The organism is Ralstonia sp. OTU4908 (assembly GCF_038440115.1).
GTDB lineage: Bacteria > Pseudomonadota > Gammaproteobacteria > Burkholderiales > Burkholderiaceae > Ralstonia > Ralstonia pickettii.
In genome coordinates this window covers 75,707-94,724 of record NZ_JASATD010000010.1, presented here as the reverse complement: position 1 = coordinate 94,724, position 19,018 = coordinate 75,707, and the positions used below count along the sequence as shown (strand labels likewise).

Here is a 19,018-nt window from a genome sequence, read left to right as displayed (position 1 = left end):
ACCTGTTGATGACATCGCCCTCGCCGGACACCGCCACGCACCAGCCATTGGCCGGCGTGCGCGTGCTCGACCTGACGCGCCTGCTGCCCGGCCCGGCCGCCACGCGGCACTTGGCCGACCTCGGCGCTGAAGTCATCAAGATCGAAGACCCCGGCCCCGGCGACTACGCCCGCGACATGATGCGCACCCCCGCTGACCGCGCGGCCGAACGCCCGAGCCTGTTCTTCCGCTCGCTCAATCGCGGCAAGACCGAAATGCGGCTCGACCTGAAACGCGCCGAAGACCGCGAAGCTCTCATCGAACTCATACGCCACGCCGATGTGCTGATCGAAAGCTTCCGCCCTGGCGTCATGGCGCGCCTCGGGGTCGGCTGGGACACCCTCCGTGCGGCCAACCCGGCGCTCGTCATGTGTTCCATCAGCGGCTACGGCCAGGGCGGACCGCTCGCGAAAGCTGCAGGCCACGACATCAACTACATCGGCTATGCGGGCATGCTCGATCAGCTCGCGAGCGCGGACGGCACACCCATCGTCCCCAACGTGCAGATCGGCGACCTGTTGGGCGGCGCGCTCACGGCGGTGGTCGGCACCCTGGCGGCGCTGGTCGACGCTCGAGCCACCGGCCGCGGCCGCTACGTCGATGTATCGATGACCGACTCGGTGTTCGCGCACAACCTGATGGCGTTCTTTGCCGTTGGCACGCGCGGCAAGGCCAGCCCCGCGGGCACCGATCTGCTCAATGGCGGTGTGCCGTGCTACGGTGTCTATCGCACGGCGGACGATCGCTTCATGGCCGTCGGCGCCCTTGAATTGAAGTTCTGGCAGGTGATGTGCGACGTGATCGGCAAGCCCGCGTGGAAAGACAGCCACTGGTCGCTCGGCCAGCGCGTGGGCGGCGAAGAGGCACGCGCCATTCGCGACGAACTGGCTGCGCTGTTCCGGACCGCCACGCAAGCAGAATGGACCGCGCGTTTTGCCGATGCCGATTGCTGTGTCACGCCCGTGCTGCGCATGGAAGAAGCGCTGCAACATCCGCTCTTTGTCGAGCGCAACAGCGTCGTGCAGGAGAACGGCGAGCCCGTGCAGCTCGCCTTGCCGCTACGGTTTGCCGATTGACGAACCGGCGCGGTCCAGTGCATCGAGCGAATCGAGCAGCCGCCCGGCTTCTTCCAGCTGGTGCTGGCTGAACACTCGGATGCCGTATTGGCGCAGCAGCGCCGCCGTCACGCCCTCGCCTTGCTGCAGTTGGCTGGAAAACGTCCCGTCGTAGAGAAATGCGGAACCGCAGGACGGGCTGCGCTCGGTGAGCACGGCGACTTGCACGCCGGCCGCCTGCGCCGCTTCCAGTGCACGCTGTGCGCCTTGGAGAAACGCTTCGGTGACATCGTGGCCGTGGTGTTCGACGACACGGGCTGCGCCGCGCAGCACCGCCGCGCCACCGCCCTCGCCGTGAATTTCCGCGGGCAGACGCGGCACCGGCAAACCGCCGGCCATCTCCGGGCACATCGGCACGATGCGCCCCTCCATCTGCCAGCGGGCCAGGATGCCGCCTTCAGTGACGACCGTGCCGCCGTCATAGCGCACCGGCTGGCCCAGCAGGCAGGCACTCACCAGCACGCGCTGCATGATTTGCGGCTCCGACTTAGCGGCGCTCGCGGCGGATCATCCCCACCACCAGCGTCAGCGAAAGAATCAGCAGCCAGATCAGCGACCACACCGGCACCGACAGGCCCAGCACTGGCGGCATCGGCCCGACGCAGAGGCCATCGGCTTCGAACACCTGCGGCAACCATTTGGCAGTCGGCAGCGCGTTGATCCAGTTCTCGATCGGGTCAATGCCGCACGTTGCCTTGGGGTTCAGCAGCAGCGATACGTGGTACCCCGCGACACACAGGCCGGCCAGCCCCGACAGCATGCCCAGCCCGTGCCACAGCAGCCGCGTGGCCGACGACAGCGCCGCGAGCAGCGAGAACACGCCGATGCCCAGGAACGCAAACCGCTGCAGGATGCACAGCGGACACGGCTGCAGACCCTCAACGTGCTGCAGGTAAAGCGCATAACCGACCACCCCGAAGGAGATCACGGCAATCAGCAGGAAAAAGGCGCGCGAGTTGGCTTGCATGGCGGCGTCAGTTCAGAGGAGTCATGGAGAAAAGTTGGCGGATTATCGCACCGCAACGGCACATGCATTTTCAAATGGCACCCGCGATACCGTTGCGAAATGTTGAACGATCAAGCCTCGAGCGACCGCACGCGGTCGATGGCCTGCTCGATACGTTCAACGGCGATGACCTCCAGTCCGTCGATCGCCTGCTTGGGGGCGTTGGATTTCGGGACCACGGCAATCGAGAAGCCCAGCTTGGCCGCTTCCTTCAACCGCTCCTGACCGCGCGGCGTCGGGCGGATTTCCCCGGCCAGGCCGATTTCGCCGAACACGACCAGCCCGCGCGGCAGCGCCTTGTTGCGCATCGACGAATGGATCGCGAGCAGCACCGCCAGGTCTGCAGCCGGTTCGGTAATCTTCACGCCGCCCACCGCGTTCAAGAACACGTCCTGGTCAAAGCATGCAATGCCGGCGTGGCGGTGCAGCACCGCCAGCAACATCGCCAGCCGGTTCTGTTCCAGCCCCACCGCCAAGCGGCGCGGATTCGGCACGTTGGCCGTATCCACCAGCGCCTGGATTTCCACCAGCAGCGGCCGCGTGCCTTCCTGCGTCACCAGCACGCACGAACCCGGCACCACCTGCTCGTGCTGCGATAGGAACAGCGCCGACGGATTCGCCACGCCACGCAGGCCCCGCTCCGTCATCGCAAACACGCCCAGCTCGTTGACCGCGCCAAAGCGGTTCTTGAACGCACGCACGAGCCGGTAGGCGGAATGCGTATCGCCCTCGAAATACAGCACCGTATCGACAATGTGTTCGAGCACACGCGGGCCCGCCAGCGCGCCTTCCTTGGTCACATGGCCGACCAGGATAGTGGTCACATCCAGCCGCTTGGCAATGCGCGTGAGTTGCGCCGCGCATTCGCGCACCTGGGCCACCGAGCCCGGCGCCGAAGTCAGCGCCTCGGAGTACAGCGTCTGGATCGAATCGATGACGACGACTTCCGGCTTTTCCGCCTCGATGGTCCCCTGGATGCGCTCAAGCTGGATTTCTGCCAGCAGCGCGAGGTTCGGGCTTTCGATGCCCAGGCGACGCGCACGCAGCGCAATCTGCGAGCCGGACTCTTCGCCACTCACGTACAACACCCGTCGGTCGACTGACAGGTTGGACAGCGCCTGCAGCAACAGCGTCGATTTGCCGATCCCCGGGTCGCCGCCGATCAGCACCACACCGCCGCTGACCAGGCCACCGCCTAGTACGCGGTCAAATTCGTCGATGCCGCTGGAGAAGCGCGGCACATCCACCGCGTCGATGTCCGACAGCTTGCGCACCGTCGCGCTGGATGCCAGCGACTGGAAGCGCGCGCCGGCGCCGGACGTCGGCTGCGCGACGGTTTCCACCAGCGTGTTCCACTGCTGGCAATTCGGGCACTGCCCCGCCCACTTCGGTGCCGTGCCGCCACATTCGGTGCACGTATAGACCGTCTTGCTCTTGGCCAAACAACCCCCTGCTTACGGCGCCGCGCATGGGCGGCCGCCGCTTGATCTTTGTATTGACGATGCTGCGTTCAGGCAGCCTTGCCCAGGTCGCCGGCGTCCGCGGTGCTGACGGGCTCGACCGACACCGGTACGCGGGGCGCCAGGGCGCACATCAGCTCATACCCGACCGTGCCCGAAGCGTGTGCAACGTCGTCTATCGGCAGGCCCTCGCCCCACAGGGTGACGGACGTGCCGACACGCGCCTCGGGCACCCCAGCCAGGTCAACGGTAATCATGTCCATCGACACGCGGCCCACGATGTGCGTGCGCACGCCGTCCACCAGCACCGGCGTGTGGTTGCCGTCCCAACCTGGCGCATGGCGCGGGTAGCCGTCGGCATAACCGCACGCGACGATGCCGATGCGCATCGGGTGCTCCACGGTAAAGCGCGAGCCGTAACCGATCGTCGCCCCGGGCTGCAGATCCTGAATGGCGATCAGCTCGCTCTTGAGCGTCATGGCGGGCATCAGCCCCGTGCCGTCGATGTCCGCCGCCACGCCCGTCGGCGATGCACCGTACATGATCACGCCGGGGCGCACCCAGTCGCGATGTGCTTTCGGATGCCACAGCGTTGCCGCGGAGTTGCACAGCGACGCCTCGCCGGGCAAACCCTGCGTGGCCTGTTCAAACGCGACAAGTTGATGCTCGATGCCGCGCGGGCCGTCGGCATCCGAAAAATGCGTCATGTGAACGATCGTGCCGACGCCCGAAATGGCGCGGGCGCGCTCCCATGCGGCGCGGTAGGCAGCGGGCGCGAAGCCGAGGCGGCTCATGCCCGTATTGATCTTGAGCTGCACGCTGATGGGCCCTTTCGGGCGGGCCAGTTCGAGCATGCGAAGCTGCTCTTCGCAGTGGACGGTGGTGGTCAGGCGGTACTGCTCGACAATGGCCAAGTCTTCCGGCTTGAAAAAACCTTCCAGCAACAGAACCGGCCCCTGCCAACCGAGCTGTCGCAGTCGGACGGCCTCGTCCAGATCGAGCAGGCCGAAACCGTCGGTCTGGCGCAGGCCTTCATACACGCGTTCGATGCCGTGACCGTACGCGTTGGCTTTGACGACAGCCCACACGCGCGAGTTGGGCGCATGACGGCGGGCAACCTCGAGATTATTGGCAAGTGCTGGGCCGTGGATGACGGCCTGGATGGGTCTTGGCATGACGGCAAACCTGCAAAACGTGAATGCGATGGCGCGCTCGTGGCGCGGCGTCGGTGCTGCAATGCAACAGGCAAATAGGCTGTGAGCGGGCCGTGCGCCCGGCCTCACGCGATGAGCGTTCTATTTGACCACAGGACGCCAACTGGTTCGCGGCTGTCATCGGCGCGCCAAAAAGAAAGTGCGCGGCCGTCACCGGAAGCGCACAAGTTTCATGATATAAAGCCGTTCAATTCAGGCATGGGAAAACCGTCGTGATGCGCTGTGAGCATAAGGAAAGTTGGGCACCCGCCACTTCTTTTTGCGCGATGCGGTCACATCCGGTCTGACCATGCGAACAGGCGAGACCAAAACACACTCCGGGCGGAACGCATGGCCCGAACGCCTGTCAGTGAAGATTCCCGCGGTTGCCCGGCGATGCATGTCTCACAGCAGTGCATGGGCCCCGTCCAAGGGAACCACAACCAGGGGAGCCCGCGCGGGCACAGGCTTCGATGCCACCACCGCGCACCTGTGCGCTGCACGGCCGGTCAGCCGTCGCAACGCCTGGCCGGCACCCCCGGGGGGCACTTCCGAATGTCGGCATGCTGCCGGCAGGTCGTGAAGAGGAAGATGGCACCGCGGTCTACGGGGACGAATTCGAAGGTATGAAGAAGGGTTTTTACACCATCATGGCGGCGCAGTTTTTCTCGTCGCTCGCCGACAATGCGCTGCTCATTGCCGCCATCGCCCTTCTGACAGAGATGCATGCGCCGCAGTGGATGACCCCGCTGCTCAAGCTGTTCTTCGTACTCTCTTACGTTCTACTTGCCGCCTTCGTGGGCGCATTTGCCGACTCCCGCCCCAAAGGCAAGGTGATGCTCATCACCAATGCCATCAAGCTGGTTGGTTGTGGCGTGATGCTCACCGGCCTGCATCCGTTGCTCGCCTATGGTGTGGTCGGCTTCGGTGCGGCGGCGTATTCTCCGGCTAAGTACGGCATCCTCACCGAGCTTCTTCCGCCTGAAAAACTCGTCGCCGCCAATGGGTGGATCGAAGGCCTGACCGTCGGCTCGATCATCCTGGGCACGGTGCTGGGTGGGGCGCTCATCTCAAACCATGTGTCGGCCTGGCTGCTGTCGTTCGACATTCCCGGGCTCGAGCGCATCGACACGCCGGCTGAAGCGGCGATGCTGGTGATCATGGTGATCTACCTGATCGCGGCGCTGTTCAACACGCGCATTCCCGATACCGGCGCGCGCTATCCGCAGCAGGAAAAGAACCCGGTACGTCTCATTTCGGAGTTTGCCGACTGTTTCAACGCGCTGTGGCGCGACAGGCTCGGCCAGATCTCCCTGGCGGTGACAACGCTGTTCTGGGGCGCAGGCGCCACGCTGCAATTCATCGTGCTGAAGTGGGCCGAGCAATCGCTGGAGCTGAACCTCTCGCAGGGCGCCATTCTGCAGGCCGTGGTGGCCGTGGGCGTGGCCGCCGGTGCCATGGCTGCCGCCGTGAAAATTCCGCTACGCCGCTCGCTCGACGTGCTGCCGGTGGGCGTGGCAATGGGCGCAGTTGTGATGCTGATGGCGTTCTACACCAAGCACACGATCCCGGAAGTCACATTCCACATCGGCAACATGAAGCTGCCGCTGTACATGATGATCGCCTACCTGTTCCTGATGATCGTGGGCGCCATGTCGGGCTTTTTCGTGGTGCCGATGAACGCGCTGCTGCAGCACCGCGGGCATGTGCTGCTCTCGGCCGGCCACTCGATTGCGGTGCAGAACTTCAACGAGAATGTCTCCGTGCTGCTGATGCTGTGCCTGTATGCGCTGCTCATCAAGCTCAATGTGTCGGTGGGCGTGGTGATCGTGTCGTTCGGCATCTTCGTCTGCCTGACGATGGCGCTGGTCATGCGCCGGCATCGCCTCAACGAAAAGCTGTTTCACACCGCCGCGCTCATCGGCGAAGACAAGCACCACTGACGCGGAGCCTGCCCGCAGGCAGGCAGCTGACTACTGGCCGCCGCGCTCCGCGTAGATCTTGCGCGCCAGGCAAAGGTCTTCCCATGCGCGCGCCTTGTCGGTCAGCGTGCGCAACAGGTAAGCCGGGTGGTACGTCACCACCACGGGCACCCCTTCCACCTCATGCACCTTGCCGCGCAGCTTGCCAACAGGCGTTTGCGTCTGCAGCAGGTTCTGCGCGGCAATGCGACCCAGCACGACGATGATGCGCGGCTTGACCAGCGCAATCTGACGCTTGAGATACGGATCGCACATCGCTGCTTCGTCCGGCTCCGGATCCCGATTGCCGGGCGGGCGGCACTTGAGCACGTTGGCGATGAACACGCCCTTCTCGCGCGACAAGCCGATCGATCGCAGCATGCTGTCGAGCAGCTTGCCGGCCTGGCCGACAAACGGCTCGCCCTGCTTGTCTTCCTGCTCACCCGGCGCCTCGCCGATCAGCATCCATTCCGCCTCGCGATCGCCAACGCCGAAAACGGTGTTCGTGCGACGCTCGCAGAGCTTGCACGATGTGCAGTTGGAAACGGCAGCTTCGAGCTGTGCCCAGTCGAATGCGGCGATGCGCTGGGCGCGTGGTGCAGCCGTGTCCGATAACGCGTGCATGACAGGCGGTTCACCTCGCACGGGCACGGACTCGGCCGCAACAAACGAATCGGCTTCCACCTCTACGGCAACCGGCTCGGCGGCGGCGACCTCGACGGCCTCCAACCCGGCCGGCTCAGCCCCGCGCAAGGTCCATTCGGTCGAAACGCCCAGCGCTTCGAGCATTCGGGATCGACGGTTCATGCTGCCTCCACCCCGCTCGCTTCACACACCATGCGCATGACGAGCGCATCTTCGCGCGTGTTGTTTTCGGCCGGGTAATAGCGCTTGCGCCGGCCGATCTCTGCAAACCCGCTACGGTGATACAGCGCGACCGCGCCGGCATTGGATGGGCGCACTTCCAGCAGCAGGCTGCCGAAACCATGCGCCAGTGTCAGCGCCCGCGCCAGACGCAGCAGCCAATGCCCCAGCCCCTGGCGCTGCCACGCCGGCGCCACGGTCACGTTGAGCAGGTGCATCTCATCGACCACCGGCATGAGGATCAGATAGCCCGCGACTTCGTTACCGCCATCACGCAGGACAATGGCGAGGTGGCCAGACTTGAGCGAATCCTCAAAGTTGCCGCGCGACCAGGGAAATTTGAACGCCGCCAGCTCCACCGCCGCAACGCCCTCCAGATCGCGTGCCGTCATGCGCTCTGCGCGCCAGCCCGCAGGCAGCGGCGCCTGCGTGATGACGCGGGCCAGTGCGTTGTCGATCAGGCTCATGGCTGGACACCTGCGGCAGCCTTGGCCTGCTGCACCGCTTGGCGCTCTTCAATGGTGAGCGCAACCTTGTCACGGACATACAGCGGCGCCGCATCTTCAGGCCGCACCGTATGGCCGGCGGCCAGGAGGCGCAGACCCACGGCGATGATTTCCCGGGCGTGCGGCGCGACCTCGGGCAACACAGCGGCGGCCCCTGCAGCGATGCTCAACTGATCGCCGAACACCGCGGCGGCATTGCCCGCCAGCCAATACGGCTGCGACGGCGCGGCAACGCTCTGCGGCCCGCTGACCTGGATGGCAGAAAGCGCGTGCCAACCGGATGCGTCCTGCGCCGCATCGGCGGGAATGAAGCTGGCCCAGTAGCACTCGTCCATACGCGCATCAAGGGCGATGGTCACAGCCGTGCCGGCGGGCAACGTTGCGCGCGTCTGCTCGGCACAGGCAACAAGCGAGTTGACGGGCACGACCGGCAGATCCGCACCAAACGCCAAACCCTGCGCCACGCCGCACGCTGTGCGCAGCCCGGTGAAGGAACCCGGCCCGGCGCCAAAAGCAATCGCAGCGCAATCGGCCAGGGCGATGCCCGCCTCGGCCAGCAATTCGGAAGCCGCCGGCAGCACGCGGCTACTGGAGCGCGGGCCGGTGTGTTCATGGCGGAACAGCGTGCGCGTGCCGTCACCAAGGGCGACGGAACAGAACTCGGTGGAGGTATCGAAAGCAAGAATCCAGGGCATGGCGGCATTGTACCGGCTGGTGTGGCGCCTGAATGCGCAAACCCGTGGCTGCGCCTCGGGAAACCGGGCCAAACATCGCGCAGAAAACCGAAGCCGTCCTCGAATTCAAACGGCCCGACCGCCCAACCCCGGCGCTATCATCGCCAGACCATTGTTTTCAGCCGGGAATCATCATGAGCGACCTGCAAGCCCGTTTCGACCAAGCCCAAATCGACGTCAAGGGCCTCTCCGAGCGCCCCGCCAACATGACGCTGCTGCGCCTGTACGCGCTGTACAAGCAAGGCGCCGAAGGCGACGCGCATGGCGACAAGCCGGGCTTTACCGACATCGTCGGCCGCTACAAATTTGAGGCCTGGGAAGGCCTGAAAGGCACGTCGCAGGACGAGGCCAAGCAAAAGTACATCGACCTCGTCGAAGAACTGAAGAGCGGCGCAACGACCTGATCGTCGAATCGCCAACGAAGAACCGGGCCCCGTGCCCGGTTTTTTATTGCGCTGCAGGAATGGCGGACGGCAGCTCGCGGCGGCGCATGCGCCATGCAGCCAGCACGGCCAGTGCGCACAGCGTGCCGAGAAAGACGAAGGTCTCGTCAAAGGCCAGGATGCGGGCCTCCGGGTCGACTGCCGCACCGTGCACCGTTTCGATACCGCGCGTAGCGAGCCGCCATTGCAGAAAAATGCCCGTAGCCGACACGCCGATCGCCCCGCCCAATTGGCGCAGGAAATTGACGGCGCTGGAGCCTTGCGCGATCAACGTGAAATCGACACCGCGCATGGCGCCCAGGCTCAGCGACGGCAGCACGAAACCCAGCCCGATCCGCCCGATGACGGCGATGGCGATCAGCAGCAGGTAGCTCGTCGCCCGGGTGTTGGTCGCCATCAGGAAGAACGAAAGCGCCAGCGCTGCCAGCCCGAACGACACCAACCGGAACGGCTCGATGCGATTGGTCAGCCGCCCCGCCAGCATGATCGTCACGGCTAGCACGAGGCCGGCCGGCAGCAGCACCAGTCCGGCACGCGACGGCGCATAGGCCAGCGCCACCTGCATATACACGGGCACCAAGTACGTCGAGCCATACAGCCCTGCCCCGTAGATGAAGGCTACGACCGCCCCCATCGCAAACTGCCGGTAGCTGAACAGCCGCAGATTCAGCAACGGCGACTCCACCCGCCGCTGCCAGAACACGAAGCCCGCCAGGCACACGGCCGACACGAGCATCAGCACAACGCCGTGCGTCACATCGCCGTGCAGCGCGACCAGCCCGTTGAGCAGCGTGACGGTCGCACCACCGATCAGCAGCAGGCCACGCCAATCGAGCGGCTTGGGCTCGCCCGCCATCGACGAATTGATGGCCATGAAGCGCCGCGCCATCGCCCAGCCGATCAGCGTGAACGGCATCACCACGAAAAAGATCGAGCGCCAGCCGAACAGCTCCACCAGGAAACCGCCCACGCTCGGACCCACGGCCGGCGCCAGCACCACGCCAAAGCCGAACAGGCCGAACGCCTTGCCCTGCTCCCGCTCGGGAAACACGCGCAGGATCAGGATGTTGGGCAGCGGCTGCATGATGCCGGCCGCAATGCCTTCCACAACCCGCATGGCAATCATCACCCCGTAATTGGGCGACAGGCCGCCTGCCAGCCCGCCCAACCCTAGCAGCAGCAATGCGCCGATGAATGTGCGCCGCAACCCGAAGCGCAACAGCAGCCAAGGTGTGAGCAACATCGACAGCGTCATCGCCACCATGAAGCTGGCCGACACCCACTGCGCGCGTTCCTGCCCAAGCACGAAGTGCCGGCTCAGATCGGGAATCGCCACGTTCACGATCGTGGCGGAGATGACGGACGACACCGCGCCCACCATCAGCGTGAAGAGAACGAGCCATTTGAAGCGCTCGCCGTAACGCGCGCGCAGCGCCTCCAGGGTGGGCGTGAATGTCGTCATGGTCTCGTTGTCGTGATGTGTGAGACGACCAGGGGCAGGCAGGGCAAACCCGGCCGGCGCCTCCTCCAGCGCCGGCTGGGCGGAACACGTCAGCCGAGGCGGCCGGTGGCGGCGATCTCGCGGATGCGGCGCACGGTGTCGATGTCGGATTCGCGGTAGGCGGATTTGACGATCTCGGCGTAGCGCGTGTCGCCGGTTTCGTCGGCGTTGGGCAGCGTCGTGTCGTAGACGAAGCGGATGAACGCGGCGTTGGCCTCGTTGCTCTCGATTGTCATCGTCAGCGACCCGCCGGCGTGTTCGCCGGTGGCTGCGGTGGTGTAGGTCACGCGCTTGTGCGGCTCGAGCGTCACGCGATCCTGGATGCGCGCCTTGCCGAAGACGAGTTCGCGCTCGACCCAGCCGTCACCTTCAGCGGTGATGATGCATGCGTCCAGGCTTTCGACAAATTCGGTTTGCTCGCGCACGCGCAGCACCAGGCCTTGCCAGATCTGGTTCAGGGTGAGCGTGTCGATGAGGGGGTTCAGTGGATCGTTGACTTCCACCAGGTGTTCAAAGCGCAAAGCGGCCTCCGCAAGATTTCGTGACATTATCGCGCGGCTTCGCCTGCCTTCGCCAAATGAAAAAACGCCGGCGGGTTGCCCCAGCCGGCGTTTCCGTTGCGCGCTTTAAGCGTCGCTTAAAAATCGTTCACGGTCCGTAGCGAGCGACCCGAGGTTGGCGCGAGAAGCGCAGCCGTACATGGGTACGGCGAGCATCGCAGGGCCAAGATCGGGCCGCGCAGTAGGACCGTGAGCGATTTTTTTAGATTTCTTCGTACAGCGGCAGTGTCAGGAATTCGGCAAAGTCTTCCGACGTCGACATCTGTTCGAAGATTTCTGCAGCGCGGTCAAAGTGGCCCACCGCGCCCGTCTCCTTCACCTTGGCCAATTCTTCCGGGATCAGCTTGCGCACCAGTTCAGCCGTGACCTTGGTGCCGTCTTCCAGCTTGCCCTTCGGCGAGCGGATCCACTGCCACACCTGGGAGCGGGAGATTTCCGCCGTGGCGGCATCTTCCATCAAGTTGTGGATAGGCACGCAACCGTTGCCGGCCAGCCAGGCACCCAGGTAGTGGATGCCGACGTTGATGTTCATGCGCAGGCCACCTTCGGTGATCGGCGTTTCCGGCTGGAAGTCCAGCAGGTCCGCAGCCTTCACTTCCACGTCCGGGCGTTGCTTCTCGAACTGGTTCGGCTTCTCGCCCAGCACTGCCACGAATTCCTTCATGGCCGGCTCGACCAGGCCCGGGTGCGCCACCCAGCCGCCGTCGTAGCCGTCGGTCGCGTCGCGCTTCTTGTCGTTGATGATGCCGGCCATGGCGATGGCGTTCTTCTCCGGATCGTTCTTGATCGGGATCAGCGCGCTCATGCCGCCGATTGCGGGCGCACCGCGCTTGTGGCAGGTCTTGAGCAGCAGCAGCGCGTAGGCGCGCATGAACGGCGAGGTCATCGTCACCTTGGCGCGGTCGGCCAGGCAGAAGTTCTTGTCGACCTTGAACTTCTTGATGCACGAGAAGATGTAGTCCCAACGGCCGGCGTTCAGGCCTGCGCTGTGCTCGCGCAGTTCGTACAGGATTTCTTCCATCTCGAACGCGGCGAGGATGGTTTCGATCAGCACGGTGGCCTTGATCGTGCCCTGCGGCAGGCCGATCTCGTCCTGCGCCATCACGAAGATGTCGTTCCACAGACGCGCTTCCAGATGGCTTTCCATCTTCGGCAGATAGAAGAACGGGCCGGCGCCGCGAGCAATCTGCTCCTTTGCGTTGTGGAAGAAGAACAGCGCAAAGTCGAAGATGCCGCCGGACACGCGCTCGCCGTCGATCAGCACATGCTTCTCGTCCAGATGCCAGCCGCGCGGACGCACCTGCAGCGTGGCGATCTTGTCGTTGAGCTTGTAGGTCTTGCCGTTCTGCTCCAGCGTGAGCGTGCGGCGGATGGCGGCCTTCAGGTTGACCTGGCCCTGGATCTGGTTGTGCCAGCTCGGCGAATTCGAATCTTCGAAGTCGGTCATGTAGCTGTCCGCGCCCGAGTTGAACGCGTTGATGACCATCTTGGCATCGACCGGGCCGGTGATTTCCACGCGGCGGCAATGCAGTGCCGGCGGGATCGGAGCAACCTTCCAGTCGCCTTCACGCACGGCCTTGGTTTCCGGCAGGAAATCCGGGCGCTCACCGGCGTCCAGGCGCTTGGCGCGCTCGACACGGGCAGCCAGCAGCTCTTTACGACGCGGCTGGAAGGCACGGTGCAGCTTGGCGACCAGCGCCAGTGCTTCGGGGGTCAGAATGTCTTCGTAGGCCGGCAGAATCTCAGCCTTGATCTCCATGCCTTGGGGCAGCGTGAGCGCCATGGTTGTTCTCCAGAGGATGATGTGAGGGTTGAACGCGCTTTGGTCTTACTTTGGCCCTATGGCTGGGCCGATTCAATGCAATGCCTTACGTCGCTTGTGTTGCCTGCACGAACTGCAGCAGATCGCGCATATCGTGGCCGGCCGCGGTAGGCGCCACGTCGAGTGCCTCGGGCGGATGCCCCAGGCGGTTGATCCAGAACGTTGTGAAGCCGTACCACGTCGCGCCGCAGGCATCCCAGCCATTGGACGAGACAAACAGAATCTGTTCCGCCGGCACACCAAACGCTTGGGGCGCCAGCGCATAGGCCTGCGGCGCGGTCTTGTAGAGCTTGACCGCGTCGACCGACAGCACGTGATCGAACAGCCCGGACATGCCGGCACTCTTCACGGCAATGTCGAGCATCTGCGGGTTGCCGTTGGAGAGGATGCCCAGCGGCAAGCCCATCTCACGCAGGCGGCGCAGCGCGGGCACGTTCTCGGGAAACGCCGACAGGCACGCATATTCGCGCATAAGCGTGGCTTCGTCATGGGCGGAAAGCTCTACGCCCAGGCGTGCCGCCGCATAGCGCAGCGCATCGACGGTGATGTCCCAGAACGGCTTGTAGTGTTCACCCGAGGGGCCGGCCAGCGAGCGGATGCGCGTGTAGTCGATCTGCTTGTCGCGCCACAGCACCGACAGTGCTTCGCCCTTGCCGGCAAACAGTTGCTCGGCGCGCGCGGCCACGGAATACACGTCGAACAACGTGCCATAGGCATCAAACACCACTGCGCGAATCGAACGCATCAGAAGCTCCACGGACCCGAAGGCCACGCGCTCGAACGTTCCATTACGCAGAACGCCTTGCCGACCTTCGCAACGAGGGCCATTGTAGAAAAGCTGACGCACCGCACAAAGACGGCATTGGTCACTTGATCTTTAACTTTTACCGATGGAATGACGAGTGATAACCTTTATATTCGTCACAATCCCGCAGGCCCCGGTTGCCACGGTATACATTAGGCATGGATCATTTCAAGCAGCTCGAAACCTTTGTCGCCGTCGCCACACGCGGCAGCTTGTCCGCCGCCGCCGCCGCTGAGGGCGTGGCGCCTGCCATCATCGGGCGCCGCATCGACGCGCTGGAGGAGCGCCTGGGCGTGAAGCTGCTCGTGCGCACCACGCGGCGCATCACCCTCACGTTCGAGGGCTCGGCGTTCCTCGAAGATTGCCAACGCATTCTCAATGACCTGCACAACGCCGAGGCCAGCGTCTCGGCCGGCGGCGTGAAAGCGAGCGGGCACCTGCGCGTAACGGCCCCCGCCGGCTTTGGCCGCCGCCATGTCGCGCCGATGGTGCCGGACTTCATTGAGGCACATCCGGATGTCTCGATGACGCTGGACTTGGGCGACCGCGTCGTCGACCTCGTCAACGAAGGCTTCGATTGCGCGATCCGCCTGGGTGACCTGCCCGATTCCAGCCTCGTTTCGATCCGCCTGTGGGAAAACCGCCGCGTGGTGGTGGCTGCGCCGTCGTACCTGGAGCGCCGTGGCGTTCCGACGCAGGTGGAGCAGCTTTCGACGCACAACTGCCTGGCCTTTGGCGCCAGTGCCAACGTGCAGCGCGGCTGGGTCTTCCAGCAAGGCGGCAAGGCCGTCACCGTCAAGGTGTCGGGCACGATGGAATGCACCGACGGCGCCGTGCTGCGCGAGTGGTGCCTGCAAGGCTATGGCCTGGCGTGGCGCTCGTGGTGGGAGGTCGGACACGACATTGCCACGGGCAAGCTGGTCACGGTGCTCGATGCCTTTGAAGCGCCGCCGATTGGCATCCATGCGGTGTTTCCACAGCGCAAGCACCTGCCGCTGCGCGTGCGTCTGTTCATCGATTTCCTCAAGAACACCTACGGCAACCCGGCCTACTGGCGCCGGGCGGACGCCTTGATCGGGATGGATTAGCAATCACCCCGAGTGGGTGAAACGCCGCATGCGGCCTACAATCAAGACAAGAACGTCTTCCCGCATCCCACCTCAGGAGGCCGCATGTTCCAGCACATCCTCATCCCGACCGATGGTTCCGAGCTGTCGCGCAAGGCGGTGGCAGGGGCGCTCGACTTTGCCAAGACGTTGGGCGCGCGCCTGACGGCCTACACCTGCCTTGAGGAATACCCCTACACGCCATTTTCCGAGATCGTCGTGGAGACACCGCAAGCGTTCAAGGAGCGGGTCGAAGCGCAGGCCCGCGTGGTGCTCAAGGACGTGGAGGACGCCGCCGTTAGCGCCGGCATCCGCTGCGACACCGACATGAGCTGCTTCGCCGTCCCGTACATGGGCATCATCGACGCGGCCGAACGCCATGGCTGCGACGTCATCTTCATGGCCTCGCACGGCCGGCGCGGGTTGGCCGGGCTGCTGCTCGGCAGCGAAACGCAGAAGGTGCTGACGCATACCGAGATTCCGGTGATCGTCTATCGCTGAAGCCTGCGGCGCTCCCGCTACGCAAGCCGCCCCGCCCCGGGCGGCTTCTCTTTTTCGGTCGGCCAAGACGAAAAAAAACCGCGCCGTTGAGGGAGCGCGGTTTGAGAGGCCGGCGTGTGGTCAGCACGGCCGGCCCGGATACCTGGGTGCCGGATGCGTCGGCGGCCTCAGGCAACCTTCTTGGCTTGCGCCGTTTCTTCGAAGAATTGTTCGTCTTCGGTCGAGCCCTTGAGCGCCGTGGTCGACGCCTCGCGCTCGATGGTCTGCGTCACGGCATCGAAGTAGCCCGTGCCGACTTCGCGCTGGTGCTTCACCGCGGTGAAGCCCTTTTCTGCCGCCTTGAATTCAGCCTCTTGCAGCTCCACGAAAGCGCTCATCTGGTTGCGGGCATAGCCGTACGCCAGGTTGAACATCGAGTAGTTCAGGGCATGGAAACCGGCCAGCGTGATGAACTGGAACTTGTAGCCCATTGCGCCGAGTTCCTTCTGGAATCGGGCGATCGTCACGTCGTCCAGGTTCTTCTTCCAGTTGAACGACGGCGAGCAGTTGTAAGCCAGCATCTTGCCCGGGAACTTGGCGTGGATGGCTTCGGCAAACTTCTTGGCGTATTCCAGATCCGGCTTGCCGGTTTCGCACCACACGAGGTCGGCCACTTCCGCATACGCCAACCCACGGGAGATGGCCTGCTGCAGACCCGGCTTGGTGCGGTAGAAGCCTTCAACGGTGCGCTCGCCGGTGCAGAACGGCTTGTCGTTCTCGTCCACATCCGTGGTCAGCAGGTCAGCAGCTTCAGCGTCGGTGCGGGCGATCAGCACGGTCGGCACGCCCATCACGTCGGCAGCCAGACGCGCGGCCACGAGCTTGCTCACGGCTTCGCGGGTCGGCACCAGCACCTTGCCGCCCATGTGGCCGCACTTCTTCACGGCGGCCAACTGGTCCTCAAAGTGCACGCCGGCCGCACCGGCCTCGATCATGGCCTTCATCAGTTCGAACGCGTTCAGCACGCCGCCGAAACCGGCTTCTGCATCGGCCACGATCGGGGCGAAGAAGTCGATGTCGTCCTTGCCTTCCGACCACTGGATCTGGTCAGCGCGCTGGAACGTGTTGTTGATCTTCTTGACGACCTTGGGCACCGAGTCCACCGAATACAGCGACTGGTCCGGATACATCTCGCCGTTGCTGTTGGCATCACCCGCGACCTGCCAGCCCGACAGATAGATCGCCTTCAATCCGGCCTTGACCTGCTGCATGGCCTGGTTGCCCGTCAGTGCGCCCAGAGCGTTGACGAAGGGTTCGTTGTTGATCAGGTTCCACAGCTTTTCGGCACCACGCTTGGCCAGCGTATGTTCGATCTGCAGCGAACCACGCAGGCGCACGACATCTTCAGCGGTGTAACCACGCTTGATGCCCTTCCAACGCGGGTTGGTATCCCATTCCTTCTGCAGCTTTTGCACTTCGAGTTCGCGTGACATCGCACTCTCCTGTTTGATCGCATCCATCAAATAAAAACCGGTATCTCACTCTGCGCCTTGAGCCGCTGGCGCCTTCTTGGGGCGCTGCTGGTTGGCTCAAGTCATATGTCTTATATAAGAGTGTAGAAAGGGCGGGTGCAGCGCAACAAGGAGAACATGTGTGCAGGCGGAAGTTTTTATCTGTTGTTTTTCAAGTACTTACCAACAATATTTCATGATGCGGAAAGATTTTTTCTATCATGAAAGGCAGAGATGGTGCCGCGCGGTGCGAATTTTTGCGGACCAAAACCCCTTTCCGCATTATGAAAAATCGTGGAGATCTCTCCATCACATCGCGGTGCCACAAAAAAAACGCCGCAGATGCGGCGTTCAGGATGGCGATGATCGCGTGTGCGCTCAGGACGGGCGCTCTAAGTCCGCCAACACATCCCATTGCAGAAGATCCGGCGCCTTGCCCCGCAGGGCCGCTGTTACGAACAGATAAATCGCATCGATGAAACCGGCCCGAAACTCGCGCGGCAGTGCATGCGTGACGCCGTCGATTTTCGAGCGTAAGCGCATGGCCACAAAGGGCCGGCCGGCACGCGTATCAATGTGCGTACGGCAAAGAAAATCCTTGGCAGCGAGGGCGCCCGATTGGTAGTGCCGTAGCGCGTTCAACGTGCACCTCCGTAAAGCGGATGCCTGGGGATGCAAGACGGTGGGGGGGGATAAGACGCGGGGCGATGCCCGCTTGATGCGATAGACATGACGTCTCCTAGATGAAGAGGCCAGCCGTTCGCTGCTAAACGAGGGTGGCGGGCCTGACGACGGCGTTAGCAGACCGGCCATCTAGAAACCGGCAGACCCGAAGGTCTCACCGCCCGGCCCGCCATGAAGCATAGGCGTGCGCAAGCACCGGACATTGTCCGTCTAGATGGCACATCTGGTGGGCTGCTAAACCCGGCTGCTCGAATAAACAGCGCGCGAATTATATCGTGCGCCCCTCCCCCTCCAAATCGGAATCAGCCTCGAGACAAGCGATGCGCCACCCAATCCCCGCCCGTGATGACGGGGCGCCCGGCAATGTGCTGCGGACTGACCGGATAGACAATGCAGTCGACCGGTTCGCTGCCCAGCATGACGGGGTGGTTCTCGCGCAGGAACAGCGCGTCCCCACCGGGGTAGACCTCTTCGATCTCGTCCAGCACCGGAACGAGCGCCGCATCGATGCGATATACATCGCCACGTACGGCGGTGCCGGTCGGGTCCAGCACGAGGCCGGGGTACGCACCAAAGTCGTACAGACGGCCGTGCAACGTGGCGATACCGAGCAGCTCCGGTTCGGGAATGCCGCGCCTGGCCGCGGCAACGCGCAAATCATTCGCCTCACCGGCCCGCAGCGTGCCGTAGACGAACACGTGGATGGCATTGGCGCGGGTCATTCGAGCATGTCCTGCGAAACGAGCACGCCGTCTTCGTCGGCATAGATCCACTCGCCAGACTGGATGTACGCGCCCGGCATCTGCACGCCGACTTCGCGCTGCCCGGCGTTCTTCTTGATGCTCTTGCGCGGGTGCACGGCCAGGGCGTGGATGCCGACGTTGCATTCGGCCAGCTCGCGCGTATCGCGCACGCAACCGTTGAGCAGAATGCCTTCCCAACCGTTCTCTTCTGCCAGCTTGCCCAGGTTGCCGCCCACCAGGGCGCAGCGCAAAGAGCCGCCGCCATCGATCACCAGCACGCGGCCCGCGCCCTGCTCTTCCAGGGCGGCGCGTACCAGGCCGTTGTCTTCAAACACCTTGAGCGTGGAAGCCGGGCCGGCAAATGCAGCGCGCTTGCCAAAGCTGCGGAACACCGGCGCGAGCACACGCAGGCTGCCGTACACCAGCTTGTCTTCGTGCATGTCGCACAGGTCGGTTACAGGAATCATCGTCATGGCAATGGGTGA

The 19,018-nt window shown here is 64.0% G+C and carries 20 protein-coding genes; 5 read left to right on the top strand and 15 right to left on the bottom strand.

The window, feature by feature from the left end; all coding sequences use genetic code 11:
* Positions 1-8 precede the first annotated feature (8 nt).
* The gene (locus tag AAHM38_RS11380) at positions 9-1,115 is read left to right on the top strand and encodes a CaiB/BaiF CoA transferase family protein (RefSeq protein ID WP_116575784.1); all 1,107 of its coding nucleotides are present in this window, start codon (positions 9-11) and stop codon (positions 1,113-1,115) included.
* Here the strand turns inward: AAHM38_RS11380 and AAHM38_RS11375 are convergent.
* From AAHM38_RS11375 to alr, 4 genes are all read right to left on the bottom strand, one after another.
* Complete coding sequence (locus tag AAHM38_RS11375; protein WP_009238269.1) at positions 1,098-1,625, bottom strand: DUF523 domain-containing protein; 528 nt, start codon at positions 1,623-1,625, stop codon at positions 1,098-1,100. The two genes, AAHM38_RS11380 and AAHM38_RS11375, sit on opposite strands and share 18 nt — an antisense overlap.
* 16 nt (positions 1,626-1,641) lie before the next feature.
* On the bottom strand, positions 1,642-2,121 hold the full coding sequence (locus tag AAHM38_RS11370; RefSeq protein ID WP_116575785.1) for a disulfide bond formation protein B: 480 nt from the start codon (positions 2,119-2,121) through the stop codon (positions 1,642-1,644).
* Positions 2,122-2,231: 110 nt separating this feature from the next.
* Positions 2,232-3,602 carry a DNA repair protein RadA gene (gene radA / locus AAHM38_RS11365; RefSeq protein WP_116575786.1) on the bottom strand — a complete coding sequence of 457 codons (1,371 nt, stop codon included), beginning with the start codon at positions 3,600-3,602 and terminating at the stop codon, positions 2,232-2,234.
* 68 nt (positions 3,603-3,670) lie between these two features.
* On the bottom strand, positions 3,671-4,795 hold the full coding sequence (gene alr, locus AAHM38_RS11360; protein WP_116575787.1) for an alanine racemase: 1,125 nt from the start codon (positions 4,793-4,795) through the stop codon (positions 3,671-3,673).
* A 644-nt stretch (positions 4,796-5,439) separates the two neighbouring features.
* Between alr and lplT the strand changes: the two genes are divergently transcribed.
* Positions 5,440-6,756 (top strand): lysophospholipid transporter LplT, encoded by a 1,317-nt coding sequence (gene lplT, locus AAHM38_RS11355; RefSeq protein ID WP_041668485.1) that lies wholly within the window; start codon positions 5,440-5,442, stop codon positions 6,754-6,756.
* Positions 6,757-6,786: 30 nt separating this feature from the next.
* On the opposite strand, the gene AAHM38_RS11350 is transcribed toward lplT, so the two are convergent.
* The 3 genes from AAHM38_RS11350 to tsaB are packed head-to-tail and all read right to left on the bottom strand — an operon-like array spanning position 6,787 to position 8,839.
* The gene (locus AAHM38_RS11350; protein WP_116575788.1) at positions 6,787-7,581 is read right to left on the bottom strand and encodes a uracil-DNA glycosylase; all 795 of its coding nucleotides are present in this window, start codon (positions 7,579-7,581) and stop codon (positions 6,787-6,789) included.
* Positions 7,578-8,105 (bottom strand): ribosomal protein S18-alanine N-acetyltransferase, encoded by a 528-nt coding sequence (rimI, locus tag AAHM38_RS11345; RefSeq protein ID WP_009238275.1) that lies wholly within the window; start codon positions 8,103-8,105, stop codon positions 7,578-7,580. Before rimI ends, AAHM38_RS11350 begins: the two co-directional genes overlap by 4 nt.
* Entirely contained in the window at positions 8,102-8,839 is a 738-nt protein-coding gene (gene tsaB, locus AAHM38_RS11340; RefSeq protein ID WP_116575789.1) for a tRNA (adenosine(37)-N6)-threonylcarbamoyltransferase complex dimerization subunit type 1 TsaB, read from the bottom strand. The genes rimI and tsaB overlap by 4 nt, the downstream gene beginning before the upstream one ends.
* A gap of 173 nt (positions 8,840-9,012) precedes the next feature.
* Between tsaB and AAHM38_RS11335 the strand changes: the two genes are divergently transcribed.
* On the top strand, positions 9,013-9,282 hold the full coding sequence (locus tag AAHM38_RS11335) for an acyl-CoA-binding protein (RefSeq protein WP_004626591.1): 270 nt from the start codon (positions 9,013-9,015) through the stop codon (positions 9,280-9,282).
* A gap of 43 nt (positions 9,283-9,325) precedes the next feature.
* Here the strand turns inward: AAHM38_RS11335 and AAHM38_RS11330 are convergent, their stop codons facing one another.
* The 4 genes from AAHM38_RS11330 to AAHM38_RS11315 all read right to left on the bottom strand — a co-directional run bounded on the left by AAHM38_RS11330 (position 9,326) and on the right by AAHM38_RS11315 (position 13,949).
* Positions 9,326-10,783, bottom strand: a complete 1,458-nt coding sequence (locus AAHM38_RS11330; RefSeq protein WP_116575790.1) for a DHA2 family efflux MFS transporter permease subunit — start codon at positions 10,781-10,783, stop codon at positions 9,326-9,328.
* 89 nt (positions 10,784-10,872) lie between these two features.
* Entirely contained in the window at positions 10,873-11,343 is a 471-nt protein-coding gene (locus AAHM38_RS11325; protein ID WP_009238279.1) for an SRPBCC family protein, read from the bottom strand.
* A gap of 241 nt (positions 11,344-11,584) precedes the next feature.
* Entirely contained in the window at positions 11,585-13,165 is a 1,581-nt protein-coding gene (aceB, locus tag AAHM38_RS11320) for a malate synthase A (RefSeq protein WP_116575791.1), read from the bottom strand.
* Between the two features lie 85 nt (positions 13,166-13,250).
* On the bottom strand, positions 13,251-13,949 hold the full coding sequence (locus tag AAHM38_RS11315; RefSeq protein WP_004626582.1) for a haloacid dehalogenase type II: 699 nt from the start codon (positions 13,947-13,949) through the stop codon (positions 13,251-13,253).
* Between the two features lie 218 nt (positions 13,950-14,167).
* On the opposite strand from AAHM38_RS11315, the gene AAHM38_RS11310 reads away from it, so the two are divergent.
* Together AAHM38_RS11310 and AAHM38_RS11305 are read left to right on the top strand one after the other, a co-directional pair.
* Positions 14,168-15,097 (top strand): LysR family transcriptional regulator, encoded by a 930-nt coding sequence (locus tag AAHM38_RS11310; RefSeq protein WP_116575792.1) that lies wholly within the window; start codon positions 14,168-14,170, stop codon positions 15,095-15,097.
* 84 nt (positions 15,098-15,181) lie between these two features.
* Positions 15,182-15,616: a universal stress protein gene (locus tag AAHM38_RS11305; protein ID WP_004626578.1), complete on the top strand. Its 435-nt coding sequence runs from the start codon at positions 15,182-15,184 to the stop codon at positions 15,614-15,616.
* A 167-nt stretch (positions 15,617-15,783) separates the two neighbouring features.
* Here the strand turns inward: AAHM38_RS11305 and aceA are convergent, their stop codons facing one another.
* The 4 genes from aceA to rraA form a co-directional block, all read right to left on the bottom strand.
* Positions 15,784-17,088, bottom strand: a complete 1,305-nt coding sequence (aceA, locus tag AAHM38_RS11300) for an isocitrate lyase (RefSeq protein WP_004626576.1) — start codon at positions 17,086-17,088, stop codon at positions 15,784-15,786.
* A gap of 396 nt (positions 17,089-17,484) precedes the next feature.
* Positions 17,485-17,748, bottom strand: a complete 264-nt coding sequence (locus AAHM38_RS11295; protein ID WP_116575793.1) for a hypothetical protein — start codon at positions 17,746-17,748, stop codon at positions 17,485-17,487.
* 344 nt (positions 17,749-18,092) lie between these two features.
* Positions 18,093-18,512, bottom strand: coding sequence for a gamma-glutamylcyclotransferase family protein (locus AAHM38_RS11290; protein WP_116575794.1), 420 nt, complete (start codon positions 18,510-18,512; stop codon positions 18,093-18,095).
* On the bottom strand, positions 18,509-19,006 hold the full coding sequence (gene rraA, locus AAHM38_RS11285; RefSeq protein ID WP_009238285.1) for a ribonuclease E activity regulator RraA: 498 nt from the start codon (positions 19,004-19,006) through the stop codon (positions 18,509-18,511). The genes AAHM38_RS11290 and rraA overlap by 4 nt, the downstream gene beginning before the upstream one ends.
* Positions 19,007-19,018: the final 12 nt, after the last annotated feature.